The organism is Amycolatopsis sp. NPDC039088 (assembly GCF_055598845.1).
On record NZ_JBVKAE010000004.1, the window covers coordinates 92,332 to 116,471 of the forward strand.

Below are 24,140 nucleotides of genomic sequence, written 5' to 3' on the forward strand. Positions count from 1 at the left end.
GTTGCGAAGCTTGATCAACAGAGCTTCAGGGGTATGCCCCTGAAGCCGGTGCACCTCGAGTGTGGAGGATTTGGGACGTTCAACGTCCCAAATCCTCCACACTCGGACCCCGCGGGCATCAGCGATGCCACATCCGGACCACCAAGAGTCGCACTGACCAGCAGCTATGCGACTTTGCCGGGACCCTGCCCTCAAAGTAGGGAAGGAGGCCTTCACGGACCGCGAGCCCAGGGAGGCTAGTAAGCGCGAAGGCGGCAGGAGCGGCGAAGGAGCTTCGCCCAACAGGCGGAGCGGCCTTCTCCAGAACTGCGGTCATGACCGGTCACCTTTGGCCCGAAACTGTCCAAAGCGGACCTCTCACGGCGCAAGTCGCCCGGAAAACGTCGGTACCTCCGAAGACACTCGCGCCATGTCCGAAATCCTGGATCTCCTCATCCCCGCCCGCTGCGCCTCCTGCGGTGTGCCCGGCGCCCCGTGCTGCCCGGTCTGCCAAGCCGTTTGGGGTTCGCTCAGCGAGATAACCCGCGCCCCGACGGCCGGCCTCGTCCCCGTCTACGCCCTGGCCCGCTACGCCGACGAAGCCCGCCGCCTGATCCTCGCCTACAAGGAACGCGGCCGACGCGATCTCGCGCCTTCCCTGGGCAGGGCTGTCGCCGAAGCCCTGCCTCAACTCCCCGCCGGGCAGGACGCCGGATGGTGGCTCGTCCCTGTCCCATCGAGACGGCACGCCTCACGTGTCCGAGGTGGACCGCATATCCGACGGCTGGCCGAGGAATGCGCGAAATCCCTTTCGCGTAACGGGAAACGAGCGACCGTGGCGCCTGTGCTCAGCCTCAAGGCGGGCGTCCGCGACGCCGCGAGGCTCACCAAGGCCGAGCGTGCGGCGAACCTGGAAGGACGCGTCCGCGTCGCTCCCGGAGCCGTCCCACCGAAGGGGACGCCGGTCATTCTTCTTGACGACGTGATCACAACCGGAGCGACGGCCGCCGCTTGTACGCGCCTTTTGGACGTAAGCGGAATTCATGTTCACGCCGTGGTGGCGCTGGCCGCCGCCGGGTGATGAGGCGGTCACCTACAAGAGTGATGAATAGTCGGGAACGGGAATGGGTACAAGGGCGTTGACGGGATATGAGGAGGCTACCGGGGAACACTCCGACAGCCCGCCACTCCACCGGGGTGGCGGCTGATTCCCCGGGCAGCGTCACCCTCGGCTTTTTCCTGTCCGAAGGCTTGCGCCGTCCGCGTGAAAACAAATCACGGGGACGACGCCCGACAGGCCGGATTGTCCCGCTGTCCACACCCCCGTCGTCGCGTGCGGTGACGAGCTCTCACGTCCTGATATCCCCCGGCTCGGGGGCTGTTGCTCGCGGCGTGATGCGGCTAACGTGCAGCGCTATCAGCAATCCCGGCAGGCAGGGAGGTGACCAGCCCATGTCCCTGGCGCCGGAGCCGCGCTGAGTCCGCGCTCGGACAACCGACACGAGACGTCGTGGCGCATGCCGAGTTCTCTCACCGCCCGCGATCCGGGCTTCGTCCCCGCTTTACCGGCGCCCTAGTGAACACATCTACAGCTCGCAGTCATTTCAGCGAGGGAGGTCGTGTATGGACATCGTCGTTAAGGGCCGCAACGTGGAGGTGCCCGACCACTATCGGGCACTCGTCAGCGAAAAGCTGGCCCGGCTAGAGCGCTACGACAAGAAGGTCATCCGTTACGACGTGGAACTCTTCCACGAGCCCAATCGCCGGCAGTCCAAAAACTGCCAGCGGGTCGAAATCACCGGGAAGGGACGGGGCCCCGCCGTACGCGCTGAAGCGTGTGCAGGCGACTTCTACGCAGCGCTGGATTCCGCACTGAACAAGCTCGAGAACCGGTTGCGGAAGACACACGACCGACGGCGCGTGCACTACGGCCGCAGCCGCCCGGAATCCGTCGCCGAGGCGACTTCGATCGCGGTCGCCGGTGGCATGACCACCGACACCCGACATCTGGCAGGCACCGCTGTCCTCGAAGCGCCAGAGGCCGAACCCATGGCCAACGGTTTCGCTGTCGAGAGCGGTGACGACTTCGAGATGCCCCAGCAGCAGCGCTGGGATGACGGGGTGACCGAACATCAGCCCGGTCGCGTCGTCCGCGAGAAGAAACACGACGCGGTACCGATGACGGTGGACCAGGCCCTCTACGAGATGGAATTGGTCGGCCACGACTTCTACCTCTTCAACGACTCCGACGCCGGATGCCCGAGCGTCGTCTACCGGAGGCGAGGCTTCGACTACGGCGTGATCCGGCTGAGTTAGCCGGCCCTCCAACCGACCACAGACGCCCATGACGGCGGCCCGCACGTGTTCGCGTGCGGGCCGCTGCCGTGTCCGGATCAGGCGCGATACGACCCCGCCTCGTCAAGTACCGACAGACGGTGCGTGCGCGAACACCGAGGTGTTCCCTACGATGGGGGTCGGACGGTGGTGCGGTACCAGGCACCACCGCGTACGAGATTGCCCGGGACCGGCTCGGGTGCGATCACAAATCAGCTAGTGAGGTCGACCGGATGGTGCTGAACCGCCTGCTCCGCGCGGGCGAGGGCAAAATGGTGAAGCGGCTGCGTAACATCGCCGATCACATCAACACCCTCGAAGACGACGTCAAGGAACTTTCGGACACGGCGCTGCGGGCGAAGACCGACGAGTTCCGTAAACGGCACGCGGACGGCGAGTCACTCGACGACCTCCTGCCGGAGGCGTTCGCGGTGGCGAGGGAGGCCGCCTGGCGCGTGCTCGGCCAGCGGCCCTACGACGTCCAGCTGATGGGCGGCGCCGCGCTGCACCTCGGCCAGGTCTCCGAGATGAAGACCGGTGAGGGCAAGACCCTGACCCAGGTGCTTCCCGCGTACCTGAACGGGCTGTCCGGCAAAGGCGTGCACGTCATCACGGTGAACGACTACCTCGCCAAACGTGACGCCGAGTGGATGGGTCGCATCCACCGCTTCCTCGGCCTCGAGGTGGGGATCATCCTGGCCGATCAGACCCCCGAGGTCCGCCGTCAGCAGTACGCCGCCGACATCACGCACGGCACGAACAACGAGTTCGGCTTCGACTACCTCCGCGACAACATGGCGTGGAGCCTCGAAGACTGCGTACAGCGTGGCCACAACTTCGCGATCGTCGACGAGGTGGACTCCATCCTCATCGACGAGGCCAGGACGCCGCTGATCATCTCCGGCCCGGCCGACCAGTCCTCGCGCTGGTACATCGAGTTCGCGCGGATGACCCCGCTGATGAAGCCGGACATCCACTACGAGGTGGACATCCGCAAGCGCACCGTCGGTGTCACCGAAAAGGGTGTCGCCTTCGTCGAGGACCAGCTCGGCATCGAGAACCTCTACGAGGCCGCGAACACGCCGCTGGTCGGCTACCTGAACAACGCGCTGAAGGTCAAGGAGCTCTACAAGCGCGACAAGGACTACATCGTCCGTGACGGCGAAGTCCTCATCGTCGACGAGTTCACCGGCCGCATCCTGCACGGCCGCCGCTACAACGAGGGCATGCACCAGGCGATCGAGGCCAAGGAAGGCGTCGAGATCAAGGCCGAGAACCAGACGCTCGCCACGATCACGCTGCAGAACTACTTCCGGCTCTACGACAAGTTGTCGGGCATGACCGGTACCGCCGAGACCGAGGCGGCCGAGTTCCACCAGACCTACAAGCTGGGTGTGGTGCCGATCCCGACCAACAAGCCGATGGTCCGCGCCGACCAGGCCGACCTGATCTACAAGACCGAGCAGGCCAAGTTCGAGGCCGTCGCCGAGGACATCGCCGAGCGGCACGAGAAGGGCCAGCCGGTGCTGGTCGGCACCACGAGTGTCGAGAAGTCCGAGCACCTGTCGAAGCTGCTGCTCAAGCTGGGTGTCCCGCACGAGGTCCTCAACGCGAAGCACCACGACCGGGAGGCGCTGATCGTCGCCCGCGCGGGCCGCAAGGGCGCGGTCACGGTCGCCACCAACATGGCGGGCCGCGGTACCGACATCGTGCTCGGCGGCAACCCGGACATCATCGCCGACGAGGTGCTGCGCGAGCGGGGCCTCGACCCGGTGGAGCACTCGGAGGAGTACGAGGCCGCCTGGCCGAAGGTCCTCGAAGAGATCCAGGCGGAGGCCAAGGCCGAGGCCGAGGAGGTCCGCGAGGCCGGCGGTCTGTATGTGCTCGGCACCGAGCGGCACGAGTCCCGCCGGATCGACAACCAGCTCCGCGGTCGTTCCGGCCGTCAGGGCGACCCGGGCGAGTCCCGCTTCTACCTGTCGCTCGGCGACGAGCTCATGCGCCGCTTCAACGCGTCGATGGTCGAGCGGGTCATGACCACGATGCGGCTGCCGGACGACGTGCCGATCGAGCACAAGATGGTCTCCAAGGCGATCAAGAGCGCGCAGACGCAGGTCGAGCAGCAGAACATGGAGATCCGCAAGAACGTCCTCAAGTACGACGAGGTCATGAACGAGCAGCGCAAGGTGATCTACGCCGAGCGCCTGCGCGTCCTCGAGGGCGAGGATCTGCGCGAGCAGATCGAGCACATGCTGGTCGACGTCATCAACGCGTACGTCACCGAGGAGACCTCGTCGGGCTACGCCGAGGACTGGGATCACGAGAAGCTGTGGACGGCGCTCAAGACGCTGTACCCGGTCGGGGTCACCTGGGAAGAGCTCACCGAGGACGACGACCTCGACGCCGAAGGGCTTCGCGAGGCGCTGCTCAAGGACGCTCACCGCGCGTACGACGAGCGTGAGGCCGAGATCGACGCCAAGGTCGGCGAGGGCGCGATGCGCAGCCTGGAGCGTCAGGTGATGCTGACCGTGCTCGACCGCAAGTGGCGCGAGCACCTCTACGAGATGGACTATCTCAAGGAGGGCATCGGCATGCGGGCCCTGGCCCAGCGCGACCCGGTCATCGAGTACCAGCGCGAGGGCTACGACATGTTCCGCGCGATGCTGGAGTCGCTGAAGGAGGAGGCCGTCGGCTTCCTGTTCAACCTCCAGGTCGAGCAGGCCGAGCCCGCCGCGCCGTCGCCGGAGTCGGCGGCCGCGCTGCCCGCCGGTGTCGCTTCCGGGAACGGCCAGGCCAACGGCGACGGCCGCCACGCCCGTCCGACGCCTCCGCAGGGTCCGGCGACCGACACCGAATCCGTGCCGTCCGCCTTGCGCGGCAAGGGACTCGGCGGCGGTTCGCGGTCCGGGCTGACCATGTCGGGCCCGTCCGAGGACGGCGGCGTCGAGTCGCATTCGGACAGTGCCGCCGGCGACGCCGGTGACCAGAGCGGGACCCGCCGGGAGCGTCGCGCCGCGCAGCGCGCCTCCCAGAAGAAGGGCAAGAAGGGCCCGCGCCGCTAAACGCGAGCCGAAGGGGGCCTTCTCCGCGCAGGACCGGCGGAGAAGGCCCCCTTTGTCATGCCGTTGTCATGCCGTCAGGCGAAGCGCGGAAACGCGGCGCGGCGGCTTCAGCAAATGGAAACGGGTGCACACCCAACCTGTCGGCGTCCGTTCGAAGCGGGCGGCCAGCGCGAGGCAGCGACTGTTCTGCTCGACGGTCGCGCAGGCCTCGATGACCCCGTCCGCCGGATGACACAGGTGGATCGACTTCGGCCGGTAGCCGCCCGGCGGACGGCGACGGCCGCGGTCGAGCAGCGCGCTGTGGAGCGCCGGGTCGAGGATGGGCCGCACCTGGACCGCCGGGCGGCGTCCGTCGCAGGCTTCGAGGATGGTCGTCAGCAGCCTGCTCACCTGCCGCCCGTCCAGTGCGTCGGGCTCCTGCCGGGGCTGTGGTGCCTGCGTGGGCCCTGCGCCGGGCAACGGCAGGTCCAGCACGAGCTGGTTGTCCGGCGGCGGCACCCGGTGTGTCAGCCGATCCGGGCGGTTCGTGGTCCGGTAAGCCGGTTCACACGATTTGAGCCGTCTCAGTACGTACGAAGCCATCAGGTCGTCCCCCTTCGCGGACCCCTCGGCCGCGCCCAGCAATTAAGGGGCTCGCGACGGTCCTCAAGGCGACAGGAACCGCCCGAGAGGATGAAACGGGCGATAATCGCTTGTGGACGGCCGGGGTACGGTGGGCTGGTGCTGAAAGGGCTGGTCGTCGACTACGTCGGGGTGCTCACGGACGCCGACGCGGACGAGCTGTACGCCTTCCTGCGGGCCGCCAGGGAACGCGGCATCAAAACGGCCTTGCTCTCGAACGCTCCCGGCGCGTCGGACGAGGCCAAACAGGCGCTGGACCCGTTCTTCGACGCGCTCGTCTTCTCCGGCGAGGTCGGCGTCGCCAAACCCGAACGCGAGGTCTACCTGCTCACCGCCGGGCTGCTCGACCTACCCGCGGACCGGTGCGTGTTCGTCGACGACGCCGCGCACAACGTCCGTGCCGCGGTGGCGGCCGGGATGGCGGGGGTGCACCACACGTCGGTCGAGGAGACCCTGAGCGAGCTCAGCGCCCTCTTCGCGGCGGACGGCTAGCCCGCCGAACCGTTAGCCCGCCGGACCAGCTCGAACGACAGCACGGCGGCGGCAGCGGAGACGTTGAGCGACTCGACCTCGCCCGGCATCGGGATCGACACCCACTCCGTCACCAGTTCGCCGACCTCGGCGCTGACGCCGTTCGTCTCCCCGCCCAGCACGAACGCCGCGCGCTGCGGCAGCTCGACGTCGAACACCGAAGCGCGTGCCGAAGCACCCAGCGCGTAGATCCCATACCCGGCTTCGGTGAGCATCTCGGCGGCTTCGCGCGCGCTGCCGCACCGCAGCACCGGCGCGCGGAACGCGACCCCGGCCGAGGCCTTGACCACCATCGGGTCGAGGGCGGCGACTCCGCGCCGCGGCACCACGACACCTTCGAGCCCGGCGGCGGTCGCCGTGCGCAGGATCATCCCGACGTTCGCCGGCGTGGTGATCCCGTCGAGCAGCAACACCCGCGACGGTGGCCTGCCGTCGGACAGGGCAGCGTGCAGCGACCGCATCCGCGGGGCGACGACGTCGGCGAGGACGCCCTGGTCCTGCTTGCCGTTGCCCGCCAGCACCTTGACGCGGTGCGCGCTCGCCCGCTGCACCGGCACCCCGGCGGCCTTCGCGGCACGCTGGATCTCGGCGGCGTTCGGCCCTCGCACGGTGTCGGCGAGAATCACCTTGTCCACCTCGAGCGCCGCGTCGTCCAGTGCCTCGAGCACCGGTTTCCGCCCGTACACCGTCAGGAACCGGTCCTTCGGCGAAATCACCGACTCATCACCCACACCGGCGAGTGTCCCACTATGTAAGGATCGGCTCATGCCCGACCGCCTCTCCGCGCTGGACGCCTCGTTCCTGTACGTGGAAGACCACTCGACCCCGATGCACGTCGGCGGTGTGGCGATCTTCGAACGGCCGCGTGACGGCTTCACCTACGAGCAGCTGCTCGACCTGATCGGGCAGCGCCTGTCGTTCCTGCCGCGCTACCGGCAGCGGGTACTGGAGGTCCCGGGTCACCTCGCCCGGCCGGTGTGGGTCGACGACGTCGACTTCGATCTCAGCTACCACGTCCGCCGGTCCGCGCTGCCGCAGCCGGGTTCCGACGGGCAGCTGTTCGACCTCGTGGCCCGGCTGATGTCGAGGCGGCTCGATCCGGGAAGGCCGCTCTGGGAGGCGTACTTCGTCGAGGGGCTCGCGGGGGACCGCGTCGCGCTGGTGACCAAGACGCATCAGTCCGTTGTGGACGGGCTGGGCACCATCGAGCTCGGGCAGCTGATCCTCGACGCCACCCCGCAGGAGCCGGAACCCTTCGACGACAACTGGCATCCACGCCGCGAGCCGAGCCGTACGCAGCTGATCCTCGACGCGGTCGCCGAGACCGTGCAGCGGCCGACCGAACTGGTCGAGAACGTCCGGTCCATCGCCCACGACGCCACCGCGATGGCGGGCAAGGTCACCGAGACGGTCGGCGACGTCGCGTCGGCGTTGAAGACCATGGTCCATCCGGCGCCGTCCGGACCGCTCAACGTCCGCACTTCCGGCGGGCGCGTGTTCGCCGTGGTCCGCACGCGGCTGGAGGACTTCCGCAAGGTCCGCGCCGCGCACGGCGGCACGGTCAACGACGCGGTGCTGGCCGCGATCACCGGCGCACTGCGCGAGTGGCTGCTCTCCCGCGGCTCGAACCTGACCGCGACGACCACGCTGCGCGCGCTGGTCCCGATGGCCGTGCGTGACGCCGAGACGGCCGAGTATTCGACGCCGGCGCTAGTGGGGAACCAGGTCGACGCCTACCTGATCGACCTTCCCGTGGGCGAGCCGAACGCCGTCCTGCGGCTGCAGCACATCGGTCACGCGATGGCGGATCACCTCGACTCCGGCCGGTCGGTCGCCGCGCGCGGGCTGCTGACGGTCGGTGGCTTCGCGCCCGCGACGCTGCATTCGCTGGGCGCGCGGGCCGCCGGATCGATGTCGGGGCGCATCTTCAACGTGCTGATCACGAATTCGCCGGGCCCGCAGGTGCCGCTCTACGCGGGACAGGCGAAGATGGTGGAGATGTACCCGGTCATGCCGCTGGTGCGCAATCAGGCGCTGGCGATCGGGGTCACCTCGTATCACGGGGGTGTCTACTTCGGACTGAACGGCGACCGCAAAGCCGTGTCCGATGTGGACCTGCTCGCCGGGATGATCGAGGAATCGTTGGAAGAGCTGAAGGGTGCGCACTGGTGAGGGTCTATCTACCCGGGACGATCGCGATGCTTCGTGATCTCGAGACCGCCGGTGAATTCCGGGCGCGCAGCGGTACCGGGTTCGCGCTGACCCCGGCGTTGCGGGAGTCCTACGCCAGCGGCTCCGACGAGGAACTCGAGTACGCCGCGCTGCTCGACGCGGCCAGGGCGTCGCTCCGGCTGATCGCGGCCGAGGAGAAGCCCGAGCCGAGGCGGGTGGTGATCTCGGCCGATATCGACGACGTCACGCTGCGCCCGGATCTCGACGCCCCCGTCGTCCGGCTGTCCGGGCCGGTGAAGATCGCCGACGTCGCCGCGATCCACGTCGACGCGGCCGAAGCCGCCGAGTCCGTGCAGGCCGCGGCCGCGGTGATCGACCAGGCCGACCTCGGCGACCCGGACGCGGAGTTCACCCTCGGCGACGCCGAAGACCACGAACTCGCCTGGTACGCGCCCCAGGAACTCCCCTTCCTGCTCGAACTCCTCTGACACCCCTCCGCCCGCGCGCGTTTCGTCCTCTAATTGCGGTCCTTGCACGCGCAACTACCGCATTGAGAGGACGAAACGCGCCAGGGGAGGGGAGCTAGAACCAGGAGGGGCCGGGCACCGGGCGTTCGGGGCGCCATCCGGTCGCCTCGGTGAGCCGGGTCGAGACTACCCGCTGTGAGCGCGCCAGTACCGACATCATGCCCAGCCGGTTCGCCAGCCACTTCGGCAGCGCGCGTGGCCGCCGGACACCGGCCGCGGCGGCCATCGCTTCACCGAGTTCCTGCTTCCGCACCGGATCCGCCGCCAGGTTGTAGACGCCGCTCGGCGCTCGCAGTGCCGCGATCGCCCCCGCCGCCGCGTCGTCCGGGTGGATCGGCGCCGTCCAGTCGGTACGGCGACCGATGATCAGCGGCGAACCGCGCCGCGCGGCGGCGAGCATGGTCTTGGTCATCGCGTCGTCGGCGACCAGTGACCCGATCCGCAGCCGGATCGCGGTGCGGCCCTCGTCCGCCAGCTCCGCGATGTTCGCGTGCGCCACCGTCGAGGACGCGATGTTGTCGCGAAGCGCCAGAGGCGCGTCCTCGTCGAGTTCGCGATCGCCGCCGTCGGCGTAGACGAAAGAAATCCCTTCCTGCACAACGATTCCCAGCTCGTCGACCCGTCGAACGGCGGCCGCGAGCGTCCGGCTGCCCTCGATCCGCACACGGTCGTTCTCCGCCCAGCCGGACAGCCTCATCGCCCGGCGAGCGTCCGGGATCCGGGTCGCGACGTTCACCACCGCGTCGTGCCCGCGCAGCGCCGCGGCCAGGGAATCGACGTCGAACAACGAGCCCGTCACCGGTTTCGCGCCGGTCGCGCGTACGGCCGCGACCCGGTCCTCGCCGCGGGCCAGTCCGCTCACCTCGTGACCCTCGGCCAGCAGCCGCCGCACCAGCGGCCGTCCCAGCACGCCCGTCGCCCCGATCACCATCACGCGCATGTTCGTCCCTCCTGTTCGCCTTCACGATGGGGACGGGACGCGCGGGAGGAACGTGACAGGCTCAGCCGCCCGGGATCTCGCCGACCTGGTCCGGCGGCGGTGCCTGGATGTAAAGAGGGTCCTGCGTGCCCCATTCGGTGTAGCGCGTGACGATCCTGGCCATCGCGCTGTCCGGGACACCCGAGGCGGCGAGGACGGGGGCGAGGTCGAGCATGACCTGCAACGGCTGGTGCGCGTCGTCGAGCCAGAGCTCCATGGGGAGCTTCCCGAGCTTGCCGCCCAGTTCCCCCACGGCCTCGGCCGACAACCCGGCGGGCAGATCGCCGCCCAGCGCGGCCACGTCGATGTCCAGCCGGTAGCGCTCGGCGGACACGCCGTCGAGTTCGGTGTGCCCGGACTCGACGAGGGTGCCCGCGCGCCGGATCTGGTCGAGCGCGCGACCGGGATCGTTCTGTTTCGCCAGCTGGTCGATACTGCCGCCGGCGACCTGCGAGAACGGGTCCGCGCCGTTGGCGGAGACCTTGACCCACGGCTTGCCGCCGGGAATGTCTTCACGGGCGCTCTCGGGCACCTTGGCGAAGACGATCTTGTCGACCAGCCGGAGTTCGAGCGGTTCGCCGAGGAAGTCCGTGGTCATGGCCAGTGCGGTACCCGCTCGCGCGACCCTGGCCTGGCCTTGGCTCTTCGAGCGCATCGCTCCCGCCGTGACGTCCGTGGCGAACTTCGCGGCCTTGCCGTCGATGGCGGACGTGGTCCCGTCCGCGAGAGCGCGGGCGTCGGCGAACGCGGTGGTTTCGCCGTCGCAAGCGCCGAGCAGGGCGCCGAGTACGAACACGACGGTGGACAGGGCCGTTCTCCGCATGAGGACCTGCTTTCAAGTGCGGGCACCCAAGCGAAACACAGCCGCGGACCTCGCCCCGATCGGGGGAACGGCTCAGCGGCTGTCGCCGATCGCCTCGGGCGGCGGCGCGATGATCACCACGTCCGAGGCCCAGCTGTCGTAGTTGACCGTGGACTTGCCGAAGGTGACCTGAACCGGGCGTTGCTCGGCGTCGAGCCATATTTCGGCGGGGGCGCCGCCGAGGTCGAGGACGTAATGCGTGGTGGCCGTACCGTTCACGTCGGCCTGCTCGGATTTGACGACCTTGCCGGACTTCGAGATCCGGTCGATCGTGCGCGTCGGATCCATCGTCTCGACGACCTTCGTCATCAGCTCGCCATGGGCCGCGGAGATCGTGTCCTTGCCACCGGCGGTGATCTTGACCCATTCCTTGCCGGTCTTGAGTTCCTGGAGCTGCGCGTCGGACAGGTGGTAGTAGAGGACGCCGTCGGCGAAGATCAGATCCCGTTTCTCGCCGTCGATCTCGGCGACCATGGAGAACTTGCTGTTCGATCCCTCGTAAAGCCCGGAACTGGTCACCGCGACCTTGCGGCCGTCCTCGGCGGTGGTCTCCAGCGCCACCTTCGACGAGCGTGCCTTCTGCGTGCCGGCGGCGGCGACCGAGGCCAGCTGAGCCGCGTCGGTGACCGGCTTCGCCACCGGTTTCTCTTCCCCGGAACAACCGCCCAACAGGAGGATGGCGGTACAGACGGCGGCGAATCCGGTGGCACGCATAGGACTCCCTCGGGTGAATGGTCTGTACCACCACCGTAGCCAGAGAACGCCGGCGCGTGAAGGCCCCCTTCCCTCGGCGGTCACTCGAAAACAGGGCCGAGGGAAGGGGCCTTCACGCGGAGCGAGGTCTAGCGACCTGCCTTCTTGTTCATTTCGGCGTAGTCGCCCACCTCGTCGGCCGGTGGCGGAGTGACCTCCACCGGCACGCCCCAGTCGCTGTAGGTGTAGGTCGCCTTGGCCTCACCCTCGATGGCGCTGCCCGCAGACTTCAGGAACGAGGTCATGTCCATGGTCATCTTCAGCGGAAGCTGCTCGGCGTTGAGCCACATTTCCGCGGGGACACGCAGATCCTTGCCCTCCAACCGCTTCTCGAGCTTCGCCCGCTGGTCGGCGGGGACGTCATCGCCGAGGAACAGGGCGATCTGCTTCTTGACGTCGAATTCCACGAAGTAGTGGTTCACCGGCACGCCGTTCAGCTGGGTCTGCTCCGAACGGACGATGCGGCCGGTCTTCTCGATCAGTTCCAGCTGCTTCGCCGGATCGCCCATCTCGAACGACTTCACCATGGCCTTCCCGAAGGCCTTGGCCTGGGGGTCTTCGCTGTCCAGGTCGACCTTCCCCCAGTTCTTGTCCGTCTTGAGCTCGGCTTTCTCGGAAGGCGGCAGCTTGAGGAACAGCGTCCGGTTCACCAGCCGCAGGATGCCCTGTTCGCCGTCGACGGTCATGTTCGCTTCGATCTTCGAGGCGGGACCGTCGTAGTACGCCGTCAAGGTGCCCGTGACCTTGTTGCCGATCATGCTGTCGACGGTCGTTTTGGAGGACTTGCTCTTCGCCGTGCCCTGCTTCGCGGCCTCGACCAGCCCGAGCGCGTCGGTGAACGGGGTGGCCAGCGCCAGCTCGCCGCCCTTGTTCTCGACGCCCTTGTTCTCGCCGGTCGCACTCGGGCGGGCGCCGCAGCCGGTGACCACGAGGGCCAGTGCCACGGTCACCGCGGCGAGCTTGGTTACGCGCTTCAAAGTGAACCCCTCAGAAAAAGTTGATCTGATCCGAACGGGGTATCGCACCAGCGCGAATTTAGTTACCGCTCGTCGTCATGCCCGGCTCGGGAGCCCAAAAGGCGACGCAAGGAGCCTAGCCGCTCCGGGCTCGCGTGACCCTCCGTGACCACGTCGTCGAGGGCGCAGTCCGGATCCGACGGCGGTCCGAGGTGACCGCAGCCCGAGGGGCACTCCTCGGCCGCTTCGGCGAACTCCTCGAACGCGAGCACGATGTCGTCCGCCGTCACGTGGGCGAGACCGAATGAGCGGATGCCGGGGGTGTCGACGACCCAGCCGCCGCCGGGCAGCGAGAGCGCGACCGCCGCGACCGACGTATGCCTGCCCTTGCCGACCGCGCTGACCACCCCGGTCGCCAGCCCGGCGTCCGGCACCAGCCGGTTGACCAAAGTGGACTTCCCGACCCCGGAATGCCCGACCAGCGCGGTGACCCGGTCCTTGAGCCGTCCGGCCAGTTCGTCCGGGTGTTCGTCGTGCCGGGTGACCACGGCCGGGATGTCGAGGCCCGCGTAACCGGCGAGGAGTTCGTCCGGGCTCGCGAGGTCGGCCTTCGTCAGGCACAGGACCGGCTCGAGTCCGCCCGCGTAGCAGGCGACGAGACAGCGGTCGATGAATCCGGTGCGCGGCGGGGGATCGGCCAGTGCGGTCACGATCAGCAGCTGTTCGGCGTTGGCGACGACCACCCGTTCGTAGGGATCGGTGTCGTCCGCGGTCCGGCGGAGCACGCTGGAGCGTTCATCCACCCGGATGATCCGGGCGAGGGTGTCCGGCTTGCCGCTCACGTCGCCGACGATGCCGACGGTGTCGCCGACGACGACCGAGACCCTGCCCATTTCGCGGGCCCGCATCGCGGTGACGACCCGGTCCGGATCCGAGTCGATCGCGCAGGTCCAGCGCCCGCGGTCCTTCCCGATGACCATCGCGGTGGAGGCGTCGGCGTGCTCGGGACGACGTTTGCTGCGCGGTCTGGTGCCCTTGCCGGGACGGATCCGCACATCGGATTCGTCCAGCCTGCGCCAGTCCTTGCCCGACAAACCGCCTCCTGCTCTTCGAACACCGCGGAAGAATGATCCCATGCCGCTCGCCATCGCCTGGCGAGCGTGTAACGATGGCTCTTCGACGAGGAGGTTTTCGCATGTGCGGGCGCTATGCCGCCACGAAGGACCCCGCCGCGCTGATCGACGAGTTCGCCGCGGTGGACCTGACCGAAGGCCGGATCCGGACCGATCACAACGTGGCGCCGACCAAGGAGGTCGCCACCGTGGTGCAGCGGCATCCCCGGGACGCCGACGGCGCGGTGCTCGAAGACGAGCCTGCCGTCCGGTCGCTGCGGATGATGCGCTGGGGCCTGGTCCCGTTCTGGGCGAAGGACCCGGGCGTCGGCTCGAAGATGATCAACACGCGAGCCGAGACCGCCAAGGAGAAGCCGTCCTTCAAGAAGGCGGTCTCCGCACGGCGCTGCCTGGTCCCCGCCGACGGCTGGTACGAGTGGCGCCGCGACGGCAAGGAGAAGCAGCCCTTCTTCATGACAGGCCCCGATGACGCTTCGCTCGCCTTCGCCGGTATCTGGGAAACCTGGCGGCCGAAGGACGACAAGGACGCGGATCCGCTGATCACCTTCTCGGTGATCACCACGGACTCGGTCGGCAGGCTCACCGACATCCACCACCGCATGCCGCTGCTGATGCCGCGCGAGAAGTGGGACACCTGGCTCGACCCCGACCTGTCCGACGTCACCGAACTGCTCGTCCCGCCCCCGGCGGAACTGGTCGACACGATCGAGCTGCGGCCGGTGTCCAGTCTGGTCAACAACGTCCGCAACAACGGTCCGGAGCTGCTCGACCGCGTCGAACCCGCCGCCGACAGCGCCCTGTTCGACCTGCCGAACTCATGACGAAGCTGGAGATCGACACCGCCCACGGCCCCGCGCGGGCCGAGCTGCACTGTGCCGAGGAGGGGGTCGCGGTGCTGATGCTCGGCCACGGCGCTGGTGGCGGGATCGGCGCGAAGGACCTGGTGGCGGTCACGCGGGCGGCGCAGGCCGCAGGTGTGCACGTCGCGCTCGTCGAGCAGCCGTACCGGGTCGCCGGCCGCCGGGCGCCCGCACCGGCCGCGCAGCTGGACACCGCCTGGCTCACCGTGGCCGACGAGATCTCCGCCCGGTTCGACGATCTCCCGATCGTGTTCGGCGGCCGGTCCTCCGGCGCGCGTGTCGCTTGCCGGACGGCCGCGGCGGGGCAGGCGTCGGCGGTGCTCTGCCTGGCCTTCCCCGAACATCCGCCGGGGAAGCCGGAGAAGACCCGGCAGGCCGAGCTGGACGCCGTCGAGGTGCCGACCCTGGTGATCCAGGGCGAACGTGACCCCTTCGGCCTGCCCAAAGGCGGCCCGCATCACGAGATCGTGGTGCTCAAGGGCGACCACAACCTCAGCGCCGACCTCGAAGGCGTGTCACGCGCGGCCGCCGAGTGGCTCGAGCGAGTGCTGCGGCCGCTCACCTGAGTGGCGTCGCCGGGCATAGTGCACGGTGACGGCTGCCAGCAGCGGACCCCAGAGCAGGAGCGGGGCGTAGCAGGCGGCCATCACGGCGCCGTAGACCGGCGAGGTCTCCCAGCTCCCCGGCGACATCGAGGAACCGGCCTCCGCCCAGCCGAACAGCCCCTGGACACCCAGCGCGGTCAGGGCGATCGCCCCCGCCGCGGCCGGGATGATCGCCGCGAGCGGCGGGATCGGACGGCCGCGCAATCCCGGGATCCAGCGTGGCCACACCTCACCCCACGGCCGGACGAGGCCGAGGGTGAGGAACGCGAGCGTCTCGGCGAGGAGGCTCAGTCCGAAGACGTAGGCCGTGCCCCAGCCGGGGATGCCGAACTCCACCAATCCTTGCGCGGTGAACCCGACCGGGATGCCCAGTCCCATCGCGATCCGCCACAGCCCGGACGGCAGGGTCGCCAGCAACGTCGCATGGGCGGCGACGTTCGCCCATCTCGGTACGCCGGGCACGGTGTTGGTCATTTCGGGGCTCCCCAGGAGTCGTCGTTCGCTTACCGATGACGATTCCCGAGTCCGGTCGGATGCTCTTCCCGCCGCGGGACGATCTTCCTCCCTCGTGAGGGTGAGTCGCCCTACCGCGTTTAGTCCTCTGAATGCGGTCCTTGCGCGTGCAACTACCGCATTCAGAGGACTAAACGCGAGACGGGTCAGCTCGCGATCGGGGCCACCACGGCGCCGGTGAGCCGCACCAGGTCGGCAGGCGCGAGTTCGACCTCCAGGCCTCGGCGCCCGGCCGAGCAGTGCACGGTCTCGAACTTCTCCGCCGAGGCGTCGATCACCACCGGGAGCCGGCTCCGGTGCCCGAGCGGCGAGATCCCGCCGAGCACGTACCCCGTCGCGCGCTGCGCGGCGGCCGGGTCGGCCATCTTCGCCTTCTTCCCGCCCGCGGCGGCGGCCAGCGCCTTCAGATCCAGCTGACCGGTGACCGGGACCACGCCCACGGTCAGCTTCCCGTCGACCTCGGCGACCAGTGTCTTGAACACGCGCGCGGGGTCCAGCCCCAGCGCCTCGACCGCTTCGAGACCGTACGACTCGGCTCGCGGGTCGTGGTCGTACGCGTGCAGCACGTGCGGCACCTTCTGCTTCGCCAGCAGCGCCGTCGCCGGGGTTCCCTTGCCTGCCATGGGCGGAGTCTACGAGCGCGCCGGGAATGCCCGGCCGGGCCGCGCTGTTGGAAGGCACGTGTCCACCACACTGGAAGCTCCCCGAATCCTGATCCCGCGCACGCCGGGCGGCCAGGTGATCCTCCCGCGCGTAAACTCGACGACGTCTCATGCGCACAAGCGCATCGACGCCGATCGGGAAGGGAACGGTTTGCCGAGCACGCAGAATCCCGCGCCGGAAACGGGCACGGACGCCGAAGAGGTGGCCGTGCGGGCCGAGCGCTTCGAGCGGGACGCGATGCCCCTGCTCGACCAGTTGTACTCGGCCGCCATGCGGATGACCCGGAATCCCGCCGACGCCGAGGACCTCGTTCAAGAGACGTACCTGAAGGCGTACGCGGCTTTCGCCTCCTTCAAGGCGGGTACGAACCTCAAGGCGTGGATGTACCGCATCCTCACGAACACCTACATCAACGGCTACCGCAAGCGTCAGCGCCAGCCGGTGCAGCAGCCCACCGAGGAGATCACCGACTGGCAGATCGCCAAGGCGGAGAGTCACACCTCCAGCGGCCTGCGCTCGGCCGAGGTCGAGGCGATGGACAATCTGCCCGACGTCGACGTCAAGGAAGCGCTGCAGAAGCTGCCCGAGGAGTTCCGCCTCGCGGTCTACCTCGCCGATGTCGAAGGTTTCGCGTACAAGGAGATCGCCGAGATCATGGACACGCCGATCGGCACCGTGATGTCCCGGCTGCACCGCGGCCGTGCCCAGCTTCGTGACCTGCTCGCCGACGTCGCCCGCGAGCGGGGCTTCATCCGCGCCGGCAAACAGCAGGAGGTGGCGGGGCGATGAGCGGGGACTACTGCAGCGGCGCGGACGACAAGGTCAAGTGCGAAGAGGCCCTCGCCGACATCTACCTGCTGCTGGACAAGGAGTGCAGCGCCGAACGCGACGCGGCCCTGCGCAAGCACATCGAGGACTGCCCGCCGTGCCTCGAGGAATACGGCATCGACGAGCACATCAAGCAGCTGCTCGCCCGGAAATGCGGTGGTGACCACGCGCCGGACGAGCTGAAGTCCCGGCTGCGGGCCTCGATCCGCCAGACCGTGCAGACCAAGGGCTCGCTCACCATCGAGCGCACCGAGGTCAAGATCGAGCAGACCTTCGAATAACCACTTCGGACACGCGAAGGCCCCCGTACCGAATCCGGTGCGGGGGCCTTCGCCGTCCGATCGATGATCAGGCGTTGGGCTTCTTGCCGTGGTTCGCGCCGTTCTTCTTACGGTCGCGACGCTTGCGGGCGCGCTTCGACATGTTCCACTCCTTGTCCAAGTGGCCCTCGCGGGGTGATACGACACCGCTGGGCCAGGGTCAACCTCTCCAGTGTGTCATGCGGCTCCCACCCTGCTTGGATGGGGACGTGTCGACCCTCTCCGATCTGCTCGCCGAGAACACCGGTCTGTCCGGCGAAGCCGCGGACCACCTCCAGACCGTGGTCGCCGAATGGCAGCTGCTCGCCGACCTTTCCTTCGCCGATTTCCTGCTCTGGGTAGCCGTCTCCGAGGAGCTGCAGCCCGACGGCGGGGACTACGTCTGCGTCGCGCACGCACGCCCGACGACGGCGCCCACGGCCCATCCGGAGGACGTCGTCGGCTCCCGGTTCACCGTGGACGAGCATCCGCAGCTGGCCAAGGCGAGCCGTGAGGTGCGGATCTGCCGTGAAGAGGATCCGCACTGGTACCGCGACCTGCCGATGCGCCGCGAGGCCATCCCGGTGGTGTTCGGCGGCACGGTGATCGCCGTTCTCAGCCGCGAGACCAACCTGGCGGCCTCGCGGGTGCCGAGCCCGCTCGAGATCGCCTATCTGGGCAGCGCGGGCGACCTGTGCCAGATGATCGTCGACGGCACCTTCCCCAGCCCGGGGAATCAGACCGACACGCACACCAGCCCGCGGGTCGGCGACGGCCTGATCCGACTCGACCCGACCGGCACCGTGGTCTTCGCCAGCCCGAACGGGTTGTCGGCCTATCACCGGATGGGGCACGAATCCGACCTCGTCGGGCAGCGTCTCGCGCCGCTGACCCGCTCGCTCATCCGTGACCCGTTCGACGCGACCGAGGTGTCGCATCGGATCATCGAGGCACTCGACGGCAAGCCCAGCAGCCGTACGGAGGCGGATTCACGCCGCGGTGCCGTCGTGCTGTTCCGTGCGCTGCCGCTGCGCCCGGCCGGGCAGGCCGCCGGTGCGCTGGTGCTGGTGCGCGACGTCACCGAGGTGAAGCGTCGCGATCGTGCCCTCCTTTCGAAGGACGCGACCATCCGCGAGATCCACCATCGGGTGAAGAACAACCTGCAGACCGTGGCCGCGCTCCTGCGGCTCCAGTCGCGACGGACCTCCAGCGAGGAGGCGCGGCTCGCGCTCGGTGAGTCCGTACGCCGGGTTTCGTCGATCGCGATGGTGCACGAGGCGCTGTCCATCTCCGTCGACGAGCGGGTCGACCTCGACAAGCTGCTCGACAACGTCCTGCCGATGGTCGGCGAGGTCGCGACGGCCGAGTCGCAGGTCGGCCTTTCGCGCAAGGGCTCGTTCGGCATCGTCGTCGCCGAGATCGCGACGCCGCTGGTGATGGTGCTGGCCGAACTGGTCCAGAACGCCATCGAGCACGCCTTCCCCGGCGGACGGCCGGGCAAGGTCGAACTCGAGGTGGAACGGTCGGCCCGCTGGCTCGACGTCGTCATCCGCGACAACGGGCGCGGACTGCCTTCGGGCTTCTCCCTCGAACGCAGCGACGGCCTCGGGCTGCAGATCGTTCGGACGCTGGTGGAGTCGGAACTACGCGGTTCGCTGTCGCTTCGCGGACTGCGTGGGGAGCAAGAGGAAACCGGCGGCCGCCGGGCGGGAACCGAGGCGGCCTTGCGGATCCCGCTTTCCCGCCGTCTCTAGTGGACTGTCCCCTTTGAGCATCCTTTGTGGACCGTCTGATCCGGACACGTTTAAGGGCCGGCGCCCGAAGAGAAGTGGCGCCGGCCCTGCAACGGTTCCGCGGGAGGACTGGAGAAAAGTCCTGTGAAGCCATACCCCCGTGGGGGTGTGTCGGCCTCGCTTGTTAAGCTCAAGTCGGGTACGTGTCACCTCGCAGCGCACGGCCATACAGCCATTGCGCCGCGGGATTGGCCCGAAGCTTGGATGTAGCTTTTGGTTGCTGTGATGAAGAGTGCTGAGTCCCGAAAGACTCAGGCGGAGGTACGCGTGCCGATGTGCGTACGACGGCGCTTCAGGGCCCGTCGCTCGTCCTCGCTCATCCCGCCCCAGACGCCTGCGTCCTGCCCGCTGGCCAAAGCCCAGGCCAAGCAGTCGGATGCGACGGTGCAGCGGTGGCACACGGCCTTCGCCTGCGTTACCTGCGACAGAGCCGGACCACTGGTTCCCACGGGGAAGAACAGCTCGGGGTCCTCGTCTCGGCAGGCCGCGTCATGGCGCCAGTCCATGTTTCTGAGCTCCTTCATAACGGCGCGGTACTCCGCGCCATAGTCGTCATGGCGGTCGTTTTTTTGGGTGCTTGTGAATGCTTTCACGAAGCACCCGTTTCGACAAGGGTTTTCTGGAGATCGGTGAGTCAGCTCACCCGGCCGAGCGACGCTCCTGACCTGCGGTTTCGTTCCGAAACGGCCTCCCGTTGGGAAGGCCGATGCGGTGAGCGGAGGTTCTGCGTCGATGAACGGCAGATAGCACTTTGCCGCAGGCGATCAGCGGTCCGGTCGTCACACGGTTACTGTGAGTGCTCCCGGGACGCTGAAGAACTCCACCCTCGTCCGCTGGCCGACGAGGTCGCCGTCCACCTGGAAGTTTACCGGTTCAGCAGCGTCGATGCGGATCATCGGCAGGTCATCGTGACGAAGGAGACGTCGTCCGCGTTGGTCGCTCTTCGTGAGCAATGCCTGCCGTACATGCTTGAACACGGTGGGCAACCGCAGACCGCTCAACGCGAAAAGGCCCAATCCGGTGTCGAACGAGCTGCCCGGGTTCAGGTGCACGGGACGGTCACCCAGGTAACTCCACGGATCGGTGTTCGACACGAAAGCGGTCAGCACTTCGGTGGGCTCCTCACCCGGGATCCGCACGGTGAGGGGCGGACGACCGAGCGGAGGCCGGAGATGGGACGCCACGGCGGCCCTCAGGTAGAGCCCCGCGGTGGTCTGCTTGCCCCGCCGCTTGGCCACCCGGCCGACGACGTCGGCGTCCCAGCCCATGCCGGCGTTGAAGGTGAACCAATGGCCGTCGGCGAGCCCGAGGCCGACTTTGCGGCTCCGGTCGCTCTCGATGGCGTTGAGGAGCTGATGGGTCGCTTCCACCGGATCGTGCGCGATCCCCAGCGCGCGGGCGAAGACGTTCGCCGAGCCGCCCGGTACGACACCGAGCATGGGGGCGTCGCCGATCTCGGCCGGATCGCCGTCGGCGTCCGCGAGGAGGCCGTTGACGACCTCGTTGACCGTGCCGTCGCCGCCGTGGGCGACCACCAGGTCGATCCCGTCACGGGCGGCCGAGCGCGCCACGGCCATCGCGTGGCCGCGGTAGTCGGTCTCCACCACGTCGAGCTTCACCTGGCTGGCCAGCGCGTGGGCCAGCACGTCACGGCCACCGGCGGTGGTCGAGGTGGCTTGGGGATTCACGACGAGGATGGCACGCACTACCGCAGGGTAAGTGACGTCGGCCCGTAGGGGGGAGCGTCAGGTGACGCGAAGCTCAATGCCCGTGCGTCCTCGAAGCAACACCGTATGACCCTGTGGCGGGCGTTCCTCCTCATCGCCGGCGACTGTCGCGCGTCGTGACAAGTGCACCCGGGCCGACCGCCCGCTCATCGACGACGCCTCCAATTCTTCCCACACGGCGGTCGGAGGAAACCGGCCGACCGGGTGTCATACGATCGAAAGTGCTCACGTACGGTGACCCGCCCTGATGGAGCGCCGTGTCCGGACGCCTGGAAGGCTGTTTCGCCGTGTCCATCGCCGACAAGCTCTCGCCCGCGCCCCGTGAAGTCCGCCTTGCCGGGGCCATCACCGCGCTCCCCGGGCTCGCCCTCATCGTGTTCGCGGTCCTGCTGCTGGTCAACGGCCAGGCCGGACCGGAGAACCTGGTGGCCGAGGTCGCCTATTACCTCGTCCTCGCCGCCGGCACGCTCGCGTGCGCCGCGGGGCTCGCCATGGGGAAGACCTGGGCGAGGTCGCCGGGGGTGGTCGTCGGGCTCATCCTGATCGGCGTCGGCTGGTACGGCGCCGGACCGTCCGGGCAGCCCGTGTGGGGCGTGCCGCTGGGTCTGGTCGGCATCCTCGTCATCGTGCTGCTGTTCCGCCGCCCCTCGCGCGCGTGGGCGCTCGGGCTGCGGGAGGGCGAGACCGAGGAAGAGGCAGCCGAACGCGACGGCGCCGCGGGCCGTGCCGCCCGGCGGGAGCGCGAGGAGCGCGACTAGAGCCCGGCTAGACCTGGGCCGCGAGCGCCTTCAGCGGCTCGTCGGTGAGCCGGTCCACGGTCCACTCGTCCATCGGCACCGCGCCGAGCGACTTGTAGAAGCCCTGTGCCGGATTCCAGTTCAACACCGACCATTCGAGGCGGGCGTAACCGCGCTCGACGCAGACCGCCGCGAGAGTGGCCAGCAGGGCCTTGCCGAGGCCGGAGCCGCGCTGCTCGGGGCGGACGTAGAGGTCCTCCAGGTAGATGCCGTGCACCCCACGCCAGGTGGAGAAGTTGAGGAACCAGAGCGCGTAGCCCACGATTTCGCCGTCGACCTCGGCGACGTGCCCGAACAGGGCCGGCGCCTCGCCGAACAGCGCGGTGCGCAGCTGTCCGGGAGTGAGGTGGCACTCGTCGGGGGCGCGTTCGAATTCGGCGAGGTCGTAGACGAGCCGGACGACGGCGTCGACGTCTTCTTCCTTGATGCGCCGGATGCGCTCGTCGGACACTAATCCTCCGTGGTGGGGAGCAGGTTGAGGTGTTCGATCTGGGGCTCGCCGCGTTCGTCGCCGAGCACCGCGACGCCGGCCGGGTCGAGTCCGAAGTGGACGCCCGCGGTCGACGGCAGCCCGATCCAGCGCGCGACCAGGACGCGGCTGAAGTGGCCGTGGCCGACCAGGATCACGTCACCCGTGCCGAGCGGCTCGCGGACGCGGTCGATCAGCTTGTCCGCGCGGGTGTTGACGTCCTCCGCGCTTTCGCCGCCGGGAATCGGATGCGACCAGACCGTCCATCCGGGAACGGTCTCGCGGATCACCGGGGTGGTGACGCCTTCGTAGTCGCCGTAATCCCATTCGGCCAGCTCTTCGGTGACCTCGTCGACGCGCAGCCCGGCCAGTTCGGCCGTCCGCAGCGCGCGGGTGCGGGGGCTGGAGAGGACGAGCGCGGGAGCACCGCCGAGCACGGCGCGCAAGGTGCCGCCCGCGGCGCGGGCCTGCCCTTCGCCGGCGGGCGTGAGCGGGATGTCGGTGCGGCCGGTGTGCCGTCCGTTGACGGACCACTCGGTCTGACCATGCCGGAGGAGGAAGAGCCGATGAGCCACGTTGCGAATATAGCCTGCGGTCCGGTTATGCTACTGATGAGTAACATGGTGAGGAGACCGTGATGGCGCAGAATCCGACCTACGCGATGTGGAACAGGCTGGCCGGGAAGCCGGTCGGCAAACAGCTGTTCTCGGCCGCGATGTGCCTGCGTGTGCCGTACTTCCGGACGGTGCTCCCGTCGGTGCGCGAGCTGCGTCCCGGTCGCTGCGAGGTGACGTCCCCGAAGTGGTGGGGTGTTTACAACCACATCAAGACTTTTCACGCGATCGCGGCATGCAACCTCGCCGAGATCGCCATGGGCATGCTCGCCGAGGCGACCGTCCCGACGACGCACCGCTGGCTGCCCAAGGGGATGACGGTCTCCTATGTGGCGAAGGCCGAAACCGGCCTTCGGGCCGTCGCCGAACTGCCGGAGTTGCCGGAATTCGGCGACGAGGGCTTCGAGCTCCCCGTGCCGGTGACGATCACGGACACTAACGGGAAGCCCGTCGTGACCGCGACCATCACCATCTGGGTGACCAAGAAGAAGTGAGCGCCTTCGCCGATCGGGATGCCAGGATTCCGGCATGGCGATCGAGGTGTTCGAGGACGGTGACGAACTCTTGTGCGTCCAGGCGACCCGCCTGGACGGCGACGAGGCTTGGATCTATCAGCTGAGCGAGGCGCGACCAGCTCCGTCTTCGTGGGGTGGAACGTCCGCGGCGGGCGCAGTCTTGCCGGGTGACGCGCTGGTCACGGTCACGGCATACGACCCTGATGTCGAGAAGCCTCCCTGCGTCTCCTTCGAGACCGGCGAAGTGGTCACTTTGACCTCGCTGAGGAGGTTCCTCGATCGTGTCACCGAACACCTCGCCGACTTGCGTCGTGAGCGGTAAGTGTCGTTCCGGCCAAGGGTGTTTTAGGCCGTGAAGGACTCCTTGAGGGACTCAGAGTCCCTCAAAGCTCCCTTCACCCGCCCCGGGCGCCGTCACGGCCTCAACAGCACCACCAGTCACACCGGCTGGGGGGGGGGGGGGGGGGGGGGGGGGGGGGGGGGGGGGGGGGGGGGGGGGGGGGGGGGGGGGGGGGGGGGGGGGGGGGGGGAGGGGGGGGGGAGGTACG

Annotated in this window: 28 protein-coding genes; 14 read left to right on the forward strand and 14 right to left on the reverse strand. The window is 68.6% G+C overall.

Annotated elements, in window-relative coordinates:
- The first annotated feature begins 409 nt into the window (after nucleotides 1–409).
- The 3 genes from ACZ7KI_RS06830 (at nucleotide 410) to secA (ending at nucleotide 5,375) form a co-directional block, all read left to right on the forward strand.
- Nucleotides 410–1,060 (forward strand): ComF family protein, encoded by a 651-nt coding sequence (locus ACZ7KI_RS06830; RefSeq protein ID WP_470272241.1) that lies wholly within the window; start codon nucleotides 410–412, stop codon nucleotides 1,058–1,060.
- Between the two features lie 542 nt (nucleotides 1,061–1,602).
- Nucleotides 1,603–2,295: a ribosome hibernation-promoting factor, HPF/YfiA family gene (hpf, locus tag ACZ7KI_RS06835; RefSeq protein ID WP_037306587.1), complete on the forward strand. Its 693-nt coding sequence runs from the start codon at nucleotides 1,603–1,605 to the stop codon at nucleotides 2,293–2,295.
- 251 nt (nucleotides 2,296–2,546) lie between these two features.
- On the forward strand, nucleotides 2,547–5,375 hold the full coding sequence (gene secA, locus ACZ7KI_RS06840) for a preprotein translocase subunit SecA (RefSeq protein ID WP_470272242.1): 2,829 nt from the start codon (nucleotides 2,547–2,549) through the stop codon (nucleotides 5,373–5,375).
- A 66-nt stretch (nucleotides 5,376–5,441) separates the two neighbouring features.
- On the opposite strand, the gene ACZ7KI_RS06845 is transcribed toward secA, so the two are convergent.
- Nucleotides 5,442–5,957, reverse strand: coding sequence for an Rv3235 family protein (locus ACZ7KI_RS06845; protein ID WP_470272243.1), 516 nt, complete (start codon nucleotides 5,955–5,957; stop codon nucleotides 5,442–5,444).
- Between the two features lie 90 nt (nucleotides 5,958–6,047).
- Between ACZ7KI_RS06845 and ACZ7KI_RS06850 the strand changes: the two genes are divergently transcribed.
- Entirely contained in the window at nucleotides 6,048–6,488 is a 441-nt protein-coding gene (locus tag ACZ7KI_RS06850) for an HAD family hydrolase (RefSeq protein WP_470272244.1), read from the forward strand.
- Here the strand turns inward: ACZ7KI_RS06850 and ACZ7KI_RS06855 are convergent.
- Nucleotides 6,485–7,258, reverse strand: coding sequence for a TrmH family RNA methyltransferase (locus tag ACZ7KI_RS06855; RefSeq protein WP_470272245.1), 774 nt, complete (start codon nucleotides 7,256–7,258; stop codon nucleotides 6,485–6,487). The genes ACZ7KI_RS06850 and ACZ7KI_RS06855 overlap by 4 nt on opposite strands.
- Nucleotides 7,259–7,292: 34 nt before the next feature.
- On the opposite strand from ACZ7KI_RS06855, the gene ACZ7KI_RS06860 reads away from it, so the two are divergent.
- On the forward strand, nucleotides 7,293–8,699 hold the full coding sequence (locus ACZ7KI_RS06860; RefSeq protein ID WP_470272246.1) for a WS/DGAT/MGAT family O-acyltransferase: 1,407 nt from the start codon (nucleotides 7,293–7,295) through the stop codon (nucleotides 8,697–8,699).
- The gene (locus ACZ7KI_RS06865) at nucleotides 8,696–9,187 is read left to right on the forward strand and encodes a DUF6912 family protein (protein ID WP_470272247.1); all 492 of its coding nucleotides are present in this window, start codon (nucleotides 8,696–8,698) and stop codon (nucleotides 9,185–9,187) included. Before ACZ7KI_RS06860 ends, ACZ7KI_RS06865 begins: the two co-directional genes overlap by 4 nt.
- A 94-nt stretch (nucleotides 9,188–9,281) precedes the next feature.
- On the opposite strand, the gene ACZ7KI_RS06870 is transcribed toward ACZ7KI_RS06865, so the two are convergent.
- The 5 genes from ACZ7KI_RS06870 to rsgA form a co-directional block, all read right to left on the reverse strand.
- Nucleotides 9,282–10,166: an NAD-dependent epimerase/dehydratase family protein gene (locus tag ACZ7KI_RS06870; protein ID WP_470272248.1), complete on the reverse strand. Its 885-nt coding sequence runs from the start codon at nucleotides 10,164–10,166 to the stop codon at nucleotides 9,282–9,284.
- Between the two features lie 61 nt (nucleotides 10,167–10,227).
- Nucleotides 10,228–11,028, reverse strand: coding sequence for an SCO4651 family lipoprotein (locus tag ACZ7KI_RS06875; protein WP_470272249.1), 801 nt, complete (start codon nucleotides 11,026–11,028; stop codon nucleotides 10,228–10,230).
- A 72-nt stretch (nucleotides 11,029–11,100) separates the two neighbouring features.
- Nucleotides 11,101–11,781: a hypothetical protein gene (locus ACZ7KI_RS06880; RefSeq protein WP_470272250.1), complete on the reverse strand. Its 681-nt coding sequence runs from the start codon at nucleotides 11,779–11,781 to the stop codon at nucleotides 11,101–11,103.
- A gap of 128 nt (nucleotides 11,782–11,909) precedes the next feature.
- Nucleotides 11,910–12,797, reverse strand: coding sequence for an SCO4651 family lipoprotein (locus ACZ7KI_RS06885; protein WP_470272251.1), 888 nt, complete (start codon nucleotides 12,795–12,797; stop codon nucleotides 11,910–11,912).
- Nucleotides 12,798–12,859: 62 nt separating this feature from the next.
- Nucleotides 12,860–13,870 carry a ribosome small subunit-dependent GTPase A gene (gene rsgA, locus ACZ7KI_RS06890; RefSeq protein WP_470272252.1) on the reverse strand — a complete coding sequence of 337 codons (1,011 nt, stop codon included), beginning with the start codon at nucleotides 13,868–13,870 and terminating at the stop codon, nucleotides 12,860–12,862.
- A gap of 101 nt (nucleotides 13,871–13,971) precedes the next feature.
- Here rsgA and ACZ7KI_RS06895 point away from each other — a divergent pair, with 101 nt between their 5' ends.
- Both ACZ7KI_RS06895 and ACZ7KI_RS06900 read left to right on the forward strand, forming a co-directional pair.
- Nucleotides 13,972–14,730, forward strand: coding sequence for an SOS response-associated peptidase (locus ACZ7KI_RS06895; protein ID WP_470272253.1), 759 nt, complete (start codon nucleotides 13,972–13,974; stop codon nucleotides 14,728–14,730).
- Nucleotides 14,727–15,335, forward strand: a complete 609-nt coding sequence (locus tag ACZ7KI_RS06900) for an alpha/beta hydrolase family protein (RefSeq protein WP_470272254.1) — start codon at nucleotides 14,727–14,729, stop codon at nucleotides 15,333–15,335. Before ACZ7KI_RS06895 ends, ACZ7KI_RS06900 begins: the two co-directional genes overlap by 4 nt.
- Here ACZ7KI_RS06900 and ACZ7KI_RS06905 read toward each other — a convergent pair.
- Nucleotides 15,285–15,848, reverse strand: coding sequence for a hypothetical protein (locus tag ACZ7KI_RS06905; protein WP_470272255.1), 564 nt, complete (start codon nucleotides 15,846–15,848; stop codon nucleotides 15,285–15,287). The genes ACZ7KI_RS06900 and ACZ7KI_RS06905 overlap by 51 nt on opposite strands.
- Before the next feature lie 185 nt (nucleotides 15,849–16,033).
- On the reverse strand, nucleotides 16,034–16,510 hold the full coding sequence (gene ybaK, locus ACZ7KI_RS06910; protein ID WP_470272256.1) for a Cys-tRNA(Pro) deacylase: 477 nt from the start codon (nucleotides 16,508–16,510) through the stop codon (nucleotides 16,034–16,036).
- Nucleotides 16,511–16,700: 190 nt separating this feature from the next.
- Between ybaK and ACZ7KI_RS06915 the strand changes: the two genes are divergently transcribed.
- Together ACZ7KI_RS06915 and rsrA are read left to right on the forward strand one after the other, a co-directional pair.
- A complete protein-coding gene (locus ACZ7KI_RS06915) occupies nucleotides 16,701–17,339 on the forward strand; it encodes a sigma-70 family RNA polymerase sigma factor (protein ID WP_465503944.1) in 639 nt (212 codons plus the stop codon).
- On the forward strand, nucleotides 17,336–17,659 hold the full coding sequence (rsrA, locus tag ACZ7KI_RS06920; RefSeq protein WP_470272257.1) for a mycothiol system anti-sigma-R factor: 324 nt from the start codon (nucleotides 17,336–17,338) through the stop codon (nucleotides 17,657–17,659). The genes ACZ7KI_RS06915 and rsrA overlap by 4 nt, the downstream gene beginning before the upstream one ends.
- A 67-nt stretch (nucleotides 17,660–17,726) precedes the next feature.
- Here rsrA and ACZ7KI_RS06925 read toward each other — a convergent pair whose 3' ends face one another.
- Nucleotides 17,727–17,801 carry a 50S ribosomal protein bL37 gene (locus ACZ7KI_RS06925; protein WP_098515123.1) on the reverse strand — a complete coding sequence of 25 codons (75 nt, stop codon included), beginning with the start codon at nucleotides 17,799–17,801 and terminating at the stop codon, nucleotides 17,727–17,729.
- Between the two features lie 106 nt (nucleotides 17,802–17,907).
- Between ACZ7KI_RS06925 and ACZ7KI_RS06930 the strand changes: the two genes are divergently transcribed.
- The gene (locus tag ACZ7KI_RS06930; protein WP_470272258.1) at nucleotides 17,908–19,431 is read left to right on the forward strand and encodes a sensor histidine kinase; all 1,524 of its coding nucleotides are present in this window, start codon (nucleotides 17,908–17,910) and stop codon (nucleotides 19,429–19,431) included.
- A gap of 290 nt (nucleotides 19,432–19,721) precedes the next feature.
- Here ACZ7KI_RS06930 and ACZ7KI_RS06935 read toward each other — a convergent pair whose 3' ends face one another.
- Both ACZ7KI_RS06935 and ACZ7KI_RS06940 read right to left on the reverse strand, forming a co-directional pair.
- Nucleotides 19,722–19,976: a WhiB family transcriptional regulator gene (locus tag ACZ7KI_RS06935; protein WP_037306843.1), complete on the reverse strand. Its 255-nt coding sequence runs from the start codon at nucleotides 19,974–19,976 to the stop codon at nucleotides 19,722–19,724.
- 273 nt (nucleotides 19,977–20,249) lie between these two features.
- Nucleotides 20,250–21,176 (reverse strand): diacylglycerol/lipid kinase family protein, encoded by a 927-nt coding sequence (locus ACZ7KI_RS06940; RefSeq protein WP_470272259.1) that lies wholly within the window; start codon nucleotides 21,174–21,176, stop codon nucleotides 20,250–20,252.
- 278 nt (nucleotides 21,177–21,454) lie between these two features.
- Here ACZ7KI_RS06940 and ACZ7KI_RS06945 point away from each other — a divergent pair, with 278 nt between their 5' ends.
- On the forward strand, nucleotides 21,455–21,955 hold the full coding sequence (locus ACZ7KI_RS06945) for a hypothetical protein (RefSeq protein WP_470272260.1): 501 nt from the start codon (nucleotides 21,455–21,457) through the stop codon (nucleotides 21,953–21,955).
- 7 nt (nucleotides 21,956–21,962) lie between these two features.
- Here the strand turns inward: ACZ7KI_RS06945 and ACZ7KI_RS06950 are convergent, their stop codons facing one another.
- Together ACZ7KI_RS06950 and ACZ7KI_RS06955 are read right to left on the reverse strand one after the other, a co-directional pair.
- Nucleotides 21,963–22,445 carry a GNAT family N-acetyltransferase gene (locus ACZ7KI_RS06950; protein ID WP_470272261.1) on the reverse strand — a complete coding sequence of 161 codons (483 nt, stop codon included), beginning with the start codon at nucleotides 22,443–22,445 and terminating at the stop codon, nucleotides 21,963–21,965.
- Complete coding sequence (locus ACZ7KI_RS06955; protein WP_465503826.1) at nucleotides 22,445–23,038, reverse strand: acid phosphatase; 594 nt, start codon at nucleotides 23,036–23,038, stop codon at nucleotides 22,445–22,447. Before ACZ7KI_RS06955 ends, ACZ7KI_RS06950 begins: the two co-directional genes overlap by 1 nt.
- A gap of 62 nt (nucleotides 23,039–23,100) precedes the next feature.
- On the opposite strand from ACZ7KI_RS06955, the gene ACZ7KI_RS06960 reads away from it, so the two are divergent.
- Both ACZ7KI_RS06960 and ACZ7KI_RS06965 read left to right on the forward strand, forming a co-directional pair.
- A complete protein-coding gene (locus ACZ7KI_RS06960) occupies nucleotides 23,101–23,571 on the forward strand; it encodes a hotdog fold domain-containing protein (protein WP_101610400.1) in 471 nt (156 codons plus the stop codon).
- Between the two features lie 34 nt (nucleotides 23,572–23,605).
- Nucleotides 23,606–23,914, forward strand: coding sequence for a hypothetical protein (locus tag ACZ7KI_RS06965; RefSeq protein WP_470272262.1), 309 nt, complete (start codon nucleotides 23,606–23,608; stop codon nucleotides 23,912–23,914).
- The last annotated feature ends 226 nt before the right edge of the window (nucleotides 23,915–24,140 follow it).

Excerpts from the sequence above, each read along its gene's own strand:
- ACZ7KI_RS06860 (WP_470272246.1), top strand. The coding sequence starts at position 7,293 with ATGCCCGACCGCCTCTCCGCGCTGGACGCCTCGTTCCTGTACGTGGAA.
- ybaK (WP_470272256.1), bottom strand. The coding sequence starts at position 16,510 with ATGGCAGGCAAGGGAACCCCGGCGACGGCGCTGCTGGCGAAGCAGAAG.
- ACZ7KI_RS06850 (WP_470272244.1), top strand. The coding sequence starts at position 6,048 with ATGAAACGGGCGATAATCGCTTGTGGACGGCCGGGGTACGGTGGGCTG.
- ACZ7KI_RS06895 (WP_470272253.1), top strand. The coding sequence starts at position 13,972 with ATGTGCGGGCGCTATGCCGCCACGAAGGACCCCGCCGCGCTGATCGAC.
- ACZ7KI_RS06875 (WP_470272249.1), bottom strand. The coding sequence starts at position 11,028 with ATGCGGAGAACGGCCCTGTCCACCGTCGTGTTCGTACTCGGCGCCCTG.
- ACZ7KI_RS06880 (WP_470272250.1), bottom strand. The coding sequence starts at position 11,781 with ATGCGTGCCACCGGATTCGCCGCCGTCTGTACCGCCATCCTCCTGTTG.
- rsrA (WP_470272257.1), top strand. The coding sequence starts at position 17,336 with ATGAGCGGGGACTACTGCAGCGGCGCGGACGACAAGGTCAAGTGCGAA.
- ACZ7KI_RS06845 (WP_470272243.1), bottom strand. The coding sequence starts at position 5,957 with ATGGCTTCGTACGTACTGAGACGGCTCAAATCGTGTGAACCGGCTTAC.
- ACZ7KI_RS06960 (WP_101610400.1), top strand. The coding sequence starts at position 23,101 with ATGGCGCAGAATCCGACCTACGCGATGTGGAACAGGCTGGCCGGGAAG.
- secA (WP_470272242.1), top strand. The coding sequence starts at position 2,547 with ATGGTGCTGAACCGCCTGCTCCGCGCGGGCGAGGGCAAAATGGTGAAG.
- hpf (WP_037306587.1), top strand. The coding sequence starts at position 1,603 with ATGGACATCGTCGTTAAGGGCCGCAACGTGGAGGTGCCCGACCACTAT.
- ACZ7KI_RS06900 (WP_470272254.1), top strand. The coding sequence starts at position 14,727 with ATGACGAAGCTGGAGATCGACACCGCCCACGGCCCCGCGCGGGCCGAG.
- ACZ7KI_RS06870 (WP_470272248.1), bottom strand. The coding sequence starts at position 10,166 with ATGCGCGTGATGGTGATCGGGGCGACGGGCGTGCTGGGACGGCCGCTG.
- ACZ7KI_RS06905 (WP_470272255.1), bottom strand. The coding sequence starts at position 15,848 with ATGACCAACACCGTGCCCGGCGTACCGAGATGGGCGAACGTCGCCGCC.
- ACZ7KI_RS06830 (WP_470272241.1), top strand. The coding sequence starts at position 410 with ATGTCCGAAATCCTGGATCTCCTCATCCCCGCCCGCTGCGCCTCCTGC.
- ACZ7KI_RS06935 (WP_037306843.1), bottom strand. The coding sequence starts at position 19,976 with ATGGACTGGCGCCATGACGCGGCCTGCCGAGACGAGGACCCCGAGCTG.
- ACZ7KI_RS06965 (WP_470272262.1), top strand. The coding sequence starts at position 23,606 with ATGGCGATCGAGGTGTTCGAGGACGGTGACGAACTCTTGTGCGTCCAG.